The organism is Paenibacillus sp. sgz302115 (genome assembly GCF_056120445.1).
This window is the reverse complement of record NZ_JBVYOK010000081.1, coordinates 1-283: the sequence shown is the minus strand read 5'-3', so window position 1 is coordinate 283 and position 283 is coordinate 1. Positions and strand designations below refer to the sequence as shown.

Annotated in this window: 1 rRNA gene; it reads right to left on the bottom strand. The window is 57.2% G+C overall.

From position 1 onward, the window contains the following. Positions 1-283 (bottom strand): 16S ribosomal RNA (locus AC0LWN_RS32755); the annotation flags it as partial.

Here is a 283-nt window from a genome sequence, read left to right as displayed (position 1 = left end):
GGGCCGTGTCTCAGTCCCAGTGTGGCCGTTCACCCTCTCAGGTCGGCTACGCATCGTCGCCTTGGTGGGCCGTTACCCCACCAACTAGCTAATGCGCCGCAGGCCCATCCTCTAGTAGCAGATTGCTCCGCCTTTCATCCTCCCCTCAGGTGAAGAAAGGAATTATCCGGTATTAGCTACCGTTTCCGGTAGTTATCCCAGTCTACAGGGTAGGTTGCCTACGTGTTACTCACCCGTCCGCCGCTAAGCTTACCCCGAAGGATAAGCTCCGCTCGACTTGCAT